General features: G+C 47.1%; 8 protein-coding genes. 3 read left to right on the top strand and 5 right to left on the bottom strand.

Going from position 1 to position 9466, the window contains the following annotated elements; genetic code table 11:
- Window positions 1-413: 413 nt before the first annotated feature.
- From G587_RS0116675 to G587_RS0116665, 3 genes are read right to left on the bottom strand one after another with little or no spacing between them, the layout of a single operon-like run.
- On the bottom strand, window positions 414-1214 hold the full coding sequence (locus G587_RS0116675) for an ABC transporter permease (RefSeq protein ID WP_026493163.1): 801 nt from the start codon (window positions 1212-1214) through the stop codon (window positions 414-416).
- 4 nt (window positions 1215-1218) lie between these two features.
- A complete protein-coding gene (locus tag G587_RS0116670; protein WP_026493162.1) occupies window positions 1219-2007 on the bottom strand; it encodes an ABC transporter permease in 789 nt (262 codons plus the stop codon).
- Between the two features lie 60 nt (window positions 2008-2067).
- Entirely contained in the window at window positions 2068-3033 is a 966-nt protein-coding gene (locus tag G587_RS0116665) for an ABC transporter ATP-binding protein (RefSeq protein ID WP_026493161.1), read from the bottom strand.
- Window positions 3034-3194: 161 nt separating this feature from the next.
- Between G587_RS0116665 and G587_RS0116660 the strand changes: the two genes are divergently transcribed.
- The 3 genes from G587_RS0116660 to mobA are packed head-to-tail and all read left to right on the top strand — an operon-like array spanning window position 3195 to window position 4848.
- Window positions 3195-3740 carry a hypothetical protein gene (locus tag G587_RS0116660; RefSeq protein WP_026493160.1) on the top strand — a complete coding sequence of 182 codons (546 nt, stop codon included), beginning with the start codon at window positions 3195-3197 and terminating at the stop codon, window positions 3738-3740.
- Window positions 3737-4204: a hypothetical protein gene (locus G587_RS0116655; RefSeq protein ID WP_026493159.1), complete on the top strand. Its 468-nt coding sequence runs from the start codon at window positions 3737-3739 to the stop codon at window positions 4202-4204. Before G587_RS0116660 ends, G587_RS0116655 begins: the two co-directional genes overlap by 4 nt.
- A complete protein-coding gene (mobA, locus tag G587_RS0116650) occupies window positions 4201-4848 on the top strand; it encodes a molybdenum cofactor guanylyltransferase (RefSeq protein ID WP_026493158.1) in 648 nt (215 codons plus the stop codon). Before G587_RS0116655 ends, mobA begins: the two co-directional genes overlap by 4 nt.
- Window positions 4849-4901: 53 nt before the next feature.
- Here mobA and fdhF read toward each other — a convergent pair whose 3' ends face one another.
- On the bottom strand, window positions 4902-7601 hold the full coding sequence (gene fdhF / locus G587_RS0116645; RefSeq protein ID WP_026493157.1) for a formate dehydrogenase subunit alpha: 2700 nt from the start codon (window positions 7599-7601) through the stop codon (window positions 4902-4904).
- Window positions 7598-9430, bottom strand: a complete 1833-nt coding sequence (locus tag G587_RS0116640; protein WP_026493156.1) for an NAD(P)-binding protein — start codon at window positions 9428-9430, stop codon at window positions 7598-7600. Before G587_RS0116640 ends, fdhF begins: the two co-directional genes overlap by 4 nt.
- Between the last annotated feature and the right edge of the window lie 36 nt (window positions 9431-9466).

Below are 9466 nucleotides of genomic sequence, written 5' to 3'. Positions count from 1 at the left end.
GTTGGTTGAACCCTCTCCGCTATTCACAAGCGATTCTCAAAAAGAATAACAAAGAAATGAGTCAGCATTCCATAATTGTCCTCCACCGGCGTAACACTTTACGATTAACTGACTGCTTTTTGGAGCCCCGTTACGCCAAGATAATCTTGTTTAAGTAAATTGGTTGAATTTTCTGAAGCTCATGGAGTGATATGAATTGTGAGAATGTCCCTTGTGCTTGCTTTTCTCAGTCTATAGCTTACCAATAATGATAACTAGTCTACCGCAAACGTTATTACGTCAACTTTTAAAACGTAGTGGTAGACCAAAATATTAAAATCAAAGCAAGTTGGTTGAACGCCTCCCAAACCCTCCAAACAAAATTACGTCTATATATCCAAGAAGAGCCAACTGGTTGACCCCCAACCGCCTCATCAACTCCCCGTAGATCTATAATGTCTCAGCGCCAGATGGAACACCCCTGTCATGACCGCGAACACAACAGCTCCGGAGAGAGGCATCACAAATGCAGTCCACATGGGCCAGCCGTAGAGCGGCTTATCAAGAATCCAGGCTGCGGGAACGTGAAGGGTCAGCGCGAAGGGCGCAATAACTGTAAACAGTGCACGAAGCGGAACCGGGTAAATGTCAATCGGGTACTGGCAGGCGCTTCGGCCGCCATAGGTGATAGCGTTTACAAGCTCAACGGACTTCACGCTGAAGATACTGAAAATCGCCTCAATCATGAACAGCCCCAGAATCAGAAGCATGCTCATGGCGATGGATTCCACAAGCACCAGCACCTTCAGAAGATTCCAGGATATTCCTGAAAGTCTGCTGCCCATGATGAGTGCTGCGGTTCCAACAGCGATACAGGTTATTCTTCTGGGATCAGTTCCGGCGCACAGAACCTGAGTCAGCACGCCGCGGGGTCTTACAAGAAAAGTATCAAGACGTCCGGTTCTCACCATTGAAGGGAAATCCCCTGTGATACCGCGTCCAAAGAATTCTGTAAGATAAAATGAAACCGACATCATTCCAAAGAAGAAGTAAAGGTTACTTCCTGACCAGCCCTTAAGACTCTCAAATCTGTCCACGATAAGGATGACCACCATCATCTCGCCGCCCTCCATCACAAGCTGCGCGAGAGCCTGCATGATAAAGGAGCTTGTGTACTGCAGATGGCTTTTCAGAAGCATTCCTATTGATTTTATATAAAGTCGAAAAATGTCCATTAAATCAGCCCCCTTGCACAATCATTCTCTTCCTGTTCGCATTCCACATAGAAACGCCAAGCGCAATAAGTGCAACAACCCAGAAGCCCTGAATCCCATAGATTCTCAGCGCCTCTACAGGACGGTGCTCTCCTGTATAGAGTCTTATGGGCGCATCAAGAAGCTGCGCATAAGGAAAAAGCGTAATGACCTTCTGCCAGCTCTCCGGGAAAAGATTGAGTGGCAATACATTTCCTGAAAGAGTCAGCATCAAAAGATTAAGAAGTCCCTGCATTCCTCTGGGGTCAAGAGTTTTCATGGTGAACGCAACCGTGATGTTTTCAAGGGCACACACGCACAATAGTCCCAGACCAAGCGCCGGGATAAACACAAGCAATCCCAGGAGCGATGCCGGAAGCTCAATCCTCCATCCCTTAGGGAGAAGCGCTGCCATTGCCAGCATCGGCACCGCGCGCATCAGGCTTCCCATCAGCTTCTGCGCCATGATTCTCGCATAGTAGAAGCCATACATATTCACGGGGCGGCACAGATCGTAGGCGATATCGCCTGACCTTATCTTATCCACCAGCTCATTATCTGAAGCCAGCATCATTCGGAAAAATGCCTGCTGGAGCCATACGTAGGTTGCAATATTTTCAATCGGAATTGACTGGGGCTTGCCCTCATAGAGCGCTCTGTAAAGAGCAATCAGTATCAGTCCGAAAAACATCTGACATAAAATTCCGCCAATCATAGCCCCGCGATATTGAAGCTCCATGCGAAGGCGCATTTTAAATACTGTAAAGTAAGACATAATAAACCTCGAATTAAAACTGTGTCTACTGTAGCTGTCAAAAGTGTTACTAGAACATTCTTACAAATCCAGTTCCTTATACATCGCAGCGATCATGTGATCAGTGTTTTCAGGCTGCAGGGTAAGCTCGCTGATATTACCTGCGCTTTGAAGAATTGATAAAAGCTCTGAGGTTGGAATTTCAGAAGGATTATAGCTAATCTCAATTCCATCCTCTGCCTGCGCAATAGTAGCACCATTTGGAAGCTTTATATCAGATACTACTCCGTCATATTTGATATGAACATTTCGAACGGTATCATAGCGCTCGAGAAGGTCATTCAATTTTCCATCAAAAAGCTTCTGACCGTGTCCAAGCACCATTACCCTTGAGCACAGCGCTTCGATGTCCTCCATGTCATGGGTTGTAAGCATGATCGTGGTGCCATACTCTTTGTTCTCCCATTTTAAAAACTCGCGGAGAGAAAGCTTGCTGACAGCGTCAAGGCCGATGGTGGGCTCATCAAGGAAAAGGAGCTCCGGTCTGTGAAGAAGTGATCCGCAAAGCTCTGCACGCATTCTCTGTCCAAGACTTAGGAGTCTTAAGGGAGTTTTCATGAATTCCTCAAGCTGCAGTGCCTCAGTCAGCTCCTTCAATCTAGCCTCGTAATCCCTCTGGGGAATCCTGTAGATATCCTTTAGGAGGCAGTAGCTGTCGATGATCGGCACGTCCCACCAGAGCTGGCTTCGCTGTCCAAACACAACACCGATGTTTTTAACATGAGCCTTTCGCTCCTCCCAGGGCACAATCCCTCCAACATTCGCGCTTCCACCATCAGGTGTAAGGATCCCGGAGAGAATCTTAACCGTTGTGGATTTTCCTGCACCGTTGGGACCTATATAGCCCACCAGTTCTCCCTTATCAACTGAAAACGAAACGCCCTTAAGAGCCTTAACTGTTTCCTTCTCTCTGAAAAGCTTTCCCTTTTCTCTCTTCTTTTTAACCACGAAATTTTTCTTTAGATCGTTTACTTCAATGTAACTCATAGATGTTTTCCTCAAGTCAGATAACTAGAATTTTCATTTGACGACGATTCGATAGTGAGTTTATTATTCTACACTATTTCGTTTGGTAAAACAACATGTTTTTGTGCTATACTTCCCATAAACAGACTTTTTTAAGTTGAGATTTTATGAGGGTGGAATCTATGAAAAATGCAAAACTGAGGGTCTATATCTTCATGGCCCTGTGCTGTGATCTTGGCCTGTTTGCAAAAAGGCTCATATCGCCTGCTGCCAATATAATCACAGAATTTCTGCACATTCCCGGTGGTATCGCCACCAGTTTTTCCATAATGTTCCTAATTATCGCCGCAGCTGTGATCCCCCTGGCTGGCTGTGCTACTCTTATGGCAATCGTGCAGAGTGTCCTGGCGCTATGCTTTGCAATGACCGGAAGCATGGGCTTGCTGTCCCCAATCGGTTATATTCTGCCCGGGCTTACCATTGATATGGTGCTTTTTATCACACGAAAAGTTTCAAAGGACGTGTCCCTCGGAATCATGCTTTCATCTATCGCAGCATCAATAACCGCCTGCCTGACCGCCAATTTCATAGTGTTCAGACTGACAGGTATTGTGCTTCTGCTCTACATCTGCGTGTCAGCCACAAGCGGATCTGTATCCGGACTTCTTGCCGTTGAACTGGTGAAACGACTTAAGCCAATAATACTTTCTGAAAAGGAGATATCATGAAAAAAAGAAATCTGCTCATCGTTGTTGCACTGCTTCTAATCACTGCAGTTATCACGGTCATCTATCTGCCGAAGCGGACCGCAGCCCAGGCCGGAACTCTGATCATCACCTATGAGGGCAAAAATATTTCAGTTGATCCTTTTAATGCACCCGCAGTTGACGTTCAGGGCACAACCATAAACGGAAAGGGCGAAGAAAAACAGATATCCGAAACCGGTGTGACTGTCCTTAGCGTCCTTGGTCTTGCAGATATCTCCGCTGAAGATTTCACCACAGCAAAAGTCGTTGCATCAGATGAGTACTCAGCAGAAATTTCAGCAACCGAGATTTCTACGGATGGAGTCGCATACCTTGTAAGTGCTGCAGATGATAATGGAGCAACTAAAATCAAGCTGATTGTTTTTGGTGACAGCAATTCCAAACGTCAGATTAAAGATGTTATGAGGATAGAATTAGCGAAATGAAATTTAGCGGAATAGTATTGGCGGGCGGCAAGAGCAGCCGCATGAAAACTGATAAGGCAGGGCTTCTTCTGAACGGGAAAACTCTGCTGGAAATTCAGGTGGAGAAACTTACCACGCTGGGGTGTGATGATGTTATCGTGTCAGGGAAAGTGTTACCTGCAGATAACATTCTTATTTCTTCTGATTCGCAGCAACCTGTTGATGCAGATCAGACAGCAACCATCCATCCGGTCTCTGATATCATCCCTGACCTCGGTCCCATGGGCGGCTTATACTCCTGTTTCCCAGAGTGCAACCATAGCTGCGCAATCGTCATGAGTGTTGACGTTCCACTTCTCTCTAAAGAGACTCTGCAGCAGCTACTTAATGCTCATTTTGATAAGAATCCTGACGCCACAATTCTGTCCTATTGCGGTCGCCCCGAACCACTTATCGGCGTGTATAATACCGCGCACTCTGCTCTCTGCAAGGAGCTTATAGACAATAAAAAGCTGGCAATCAGAGCCCTTTTAGAAAGACTTGATTGCCAGTACTATGATTTTCATGGTGATCCTAATGAACTGCAAAACTGCAACTCTCCGGAAGATTATGCACAAATAAAGCATGTATTATCTCTGGATGCCAACATACAAATAACCGGTTAGAAAATTTCATCTCTTCTCATATCTGAACTATCTGTATATAGAAGCAGAAAACTTCATCTCTTCTCCAGCTTAACCGCGCACACCTTGTACTCAGGAATCCTTGCGTACTCATCAAGTGCCGCGTTGGTTATCATATTTACAGGGGAATCCGGGAAGTGGAAAGGCATCCAGGTCTCGCCCTGAGACACTTTTCGTCCGACTCTCGCCTTAGCTTCAATCGTTCCTCTTCTGCTGCTGACAGCGACCATATCTCCACTCTTAACTCCAAGCCTGTCAGCGTCCTTGTAATTGAGCTCGATGTAGCCCTCTCCCTCAATGTCCATAAGACCCTTTGACCTTGAAGTCATGCTGAAAGCATTGTAGTGATAGAGGATTCGTCCTGTCGTAAGAATGAAGGGATACTCCTCGTCTGGCAGCTCCTTGGCCTCCTTGAACTCAGCGGGATACAGCAGAGCTTTTCCGCGGGCAGGATGTCCCACATGCATGATGGGTGTTCCGTGATGATCCTTTTCAGGACACGGCCACTGAAGGCTCTCTCCTGCATCGAGGCACTCGTAGCTTACTCCGTGATAGCTTGGTGTGAGCTCTGCGATCTCATCCATGATCTGCTTGGGTGTGAGGTAGGGCTGCTTGTAGCCCATGGCGTTCATGAGGTCGATTATGATATCCGTATCTGCCCTCATCTCACCATCAAGAGTGATGGCTTTTCTTATGCGCTGAATTCTTCTTTCAGTATTTGTGAAGGTTCCTTCCTTCTCTGCAAAGCTCTTAGCCGGCAGAATCACATCTGCATACCTTGCCGTCTTTGTCATGAAAAGATCCTGCACAACGATAAACTCCATACTCTCAAGAGCTTTTATAATATGCGTGGTGTCGGGATCAGATACCATAGGATCCTCACCGCAAATGTAGAGTCCTTTAATTTTCCCACCAATTGCAGCAGGGAAAACCTCCGTCGCGCGAAGTCCCGGATTAGGGTTAAGACTTACGCCCCAGGCCTTTTCAAATTTCTGGCGGGCCTGCTCGTTATCGACCTTCTGATATCCCGGATAATCTGTGGACATAGCGCCCATATCACAGGCTCCCTGTACATTGTTCTGACCACGAAGTGGGTTAACACCGCAGCCCTCACGTCCGATTTTTCCGCAAAGAACTGCCATGTTGGACATGCTCATTACGCCCTCGGTTCCTGTAGAATGCTCAGTTACTCCAAGGCAGTAGATGATGGGCGCCTTCTTTGCAGTCGCATACATTCTTGCAGCCTCGATAAGCATATCCTCATCGATGTGACAGATCTCAGCAACCTTTTCAGGCGTGTATGCCATGACAAGTTTTTTAAGTTCCTCGAAGCCCTCCACATTTTTATCTATGTAATCATGATCTATGAGGTCCTCATTTATCATGACGTTCATCATTCCGTTGGCAAAGGCGACGTTGGTTCCGGGGCGAAGCTTAATATGAATATCAGCCTGCTTAGAGAGCCCAATCTCTCTTGGATCGACAACGATGAGCTTCGTTCCGCGCTTCACCGCCTGTCTTATCTGCATGCCCACAACAGGGTGCGCCTCCTCAGGGTTAGAGCCCACCAGCATGATAACATCAACGTCGTGTGTGATGTCATGGATGGGGTTCGTCATGGCACCAGAACCAAGAGTCTTGGCAAGTCCCGTAACCGATGCGGAATGGCACACGCGGGCGCAGTTATCAGTGGTGTTAGTACCGAAGCAGCAGCGCACCATTTTCTGAACCATGTATACATCTTCGTTTGATGATCTGGAGCAGGCAAAACCGGCAAGGCTATCACTTCCGTACTTTTCCTTTATCTCCATGAAGCGCTTTGCGGTGTAGGAAATGGCTTCATCCCAGCTCACCTCCCTGAATTCACCGGTGCTTCTGTCCTTTATAAGAGGCTTCTTTAAGCGGTCTTCTGCCTGAACAAAATCGAAGCTGGCATTTCTTCCCTTTACGCAAAGTCTCTTATGGTTAGCGGGGCCGTCTGCTGACTCCACATTTACAATCTTATTATCCTTAACCACAAGGTAGAATTGGCATCCTGTCGCGCAGTGAGGGCAGGTGGTCAGTACCTTCTTTACTTCCCACTCCCTGTATTCTTTTTCTCTTTTCAAGATCAAAGCGCCCGTAGGGCATACAGAAGCGCAGTTGCCGCAGCTCTCGCAGGAGGTGGACTTATAATCCTCTCCGAAGGGAGCCTCAACAATGTGGTAGTTACCAAGTCTTCCGCTCCTGATGGTTCCGTTACATGCTATCCTGTGGCAGATGCTGATGCATCTCTGGCAGTGAATACACTTGCTGGAATCGTAGCTTATGTAAGGATTTGCATCCAGATAGGGAAGCTTTTTCTCTATATTAACGCGGCTGCCCTCTTGGTCAGCACGCTCTACTCCGTATTCGTTGCACAGCTTTTGGAGCTCGCATTTTCCGTTGGAAGCGCAGCTCATACAATCGAGATTGTGGTTGGACAGAAGGAGCTTTAACATTCTCTTTCTATAGTCCGTGAGCTTGGGCGATTCCGTGGTGATGACCATTCCATCCCTTACTCTTGTGTTGCATGCAGCAAGAAGTCTCTCGTAGCCCTCTACTTCAACCATGCACATGCGACATGACCCTATGCCGTTTATTCCTTTGAGGTAACACAGGGTAGGGATATGAAAACCATTTTCTCCTGCAGCCTCTAAAATTGTTCGCCCTTTTTCAACCTGGCAGGTCTTTCCATTGATAGTAATTTTCATCATTCTCCCCTGCCTCCTTCCATAGCGCCGCAGCCGTAGTGATCGCATCTAAGGCATCTTCCCGATTCTCGTTTTGCCTCCTCGTAGGTCATCGGAAGCTCCACATGATCGAAGCTCTCACGCCTCTCAAAGGGATCCTTTTCCTCAATCTCCGCGCGCCCTGTTGGTATACATGGATTAGGCAAAGCAGGCGGAATGCTGGCTTCAAGCCTCACCGTGTGGTGATATCCAAGATATTCATCTATGTTGAAGGCTGCCACCTGTCCTGCTGCAATCGCGTTTATTGCAGTGGAAGGCCCGGTTACGCAGTCTCCACCTGAAAATATTCCGGGAGTATTTTTTATCATGCACATTTCATCGGCCTGTATCCTGCCTCTCTCCACAGGAATACCTGCCTTCTCAAAGCACTCCACGTCGCTTCTCTGACCGACTCCCAGGATCAGATAGTCGCACAAAAAGCGATAGGGGTAGTTACTTGAATGCTCGGTTTTCACCAATCCCAATTCGTCATACTCTGCTACTATCTCAGGCTGCAGCCACACTGCCTTCACCTGATTGCTCTCTTTATCTGCTTCAATATTCAAAAAGCTAAGAAGGGTCCTGAAACGTACACCCTCCTGCATAGCTGATTCAATCTCACTATGAAGTGCTGTGTAGTCATCCCTTTTTCTTGTGAAAACATGTATGCTCTCAGCGTTAAGACGCGCTGCGGTTCTGGCTGCATCCATGGCGACATTGCCACCGCCGATAAGGACAACCTTTTTTCCTGTAAGATCTATCTTCTCTCCTCTGGCCACCTTCTGCAAAAAGTCAGCCGCCGGAATTACGTTCTCAGAATCCGCTCCGTCCACAGGCATTCTGTTTCCGATCTGTGCTCCGATGCCTATGTATAAAGCGTCGTGATTGTTTTTCAGTTCTTCATAGAAAATATCCTTTCCGATTCTTGTGTTTGTGTAAACCTTGATATTTCCTGCGTTTATGATCGCGTTTATATCCTGATCAAGCCTCTCCTTGGGGAGCCTGTACTCAGGAATTCCGTATCTTAGCATTCCGCCAAGCTTTTCATGCTCCTCGTATATGTGGACCTCATGCCCCATGAGTGACAAAAAATAAGCCGCAGTCAGTCCCGAAGGTCCGCCACCTACAACACCGATCTTTTTACCCGTGGAAGGGCCTGGTGTGGGTGTGGGAACTGTATCTGCAGCCACGCTGTCTACCGCATATTTTTTTAGTCCTCTGATGTTGATGGGATCGTCGATGAGAGACCTGCGACATTTCCTCTCACAGGGATGTTCACAGATCATTGCGCAAGCTGTGGGAAGGGGATTCTTGTCGCGTATCACCTTGATAGCGCCCTCGTAATCCTCTTCCTTAACCATGGCAATATAACCCGGCACATCCACGTGAGCAGGGCACAAAGTCACACAGGGAATAGTCTGACTTGTGTTTTCAATACATCTTCTTCTCTCAATATGACTCCTGTACTCATCTTCAAACTCGGAAAGTGATTCAAGGATCATATTGGCGCCGACAACACCTACCGCGCAGTCGGCTGTTTCTGCGATCATTCGGCACTTATCCTCTATCTCATCCAAAGTCGCGAATGTCGCATCTCCGTTTATTATCTGGTTTAAAAGATCGTATACTTCAACAAGGCCATCCCTGCAGGGCACACATTTTCCGCAGGACTGATTCATGGAGATCTGAAGTATCGACCTGTAAAGAGTAAGCGGGCACATGCCCGGGGGATAGGATGTCATCCTTCCCCTGACCTTTCGCAGAACTGTATCAATTCTGTCGTTCATGTTACCTTTTTTACTCAGTTTCCGCATAATGCCCCCTCAGACACTTTTTCATATTTTATTTAG

The sequence above is a fragment of the Butyrivibrio sp. XPD2002 genome, assembly GCF_000423945.1.
GTDB lineage: Bacteria > Bacillota > Clostridia > Lachnospirales > Lachnospiraceae > Butyrivibrio.
The sequence above is the reverse complement of the archived record's forward strand: the minus strand, read 5'-3'. Positions and strand labels throughout refer to the sequence as shown.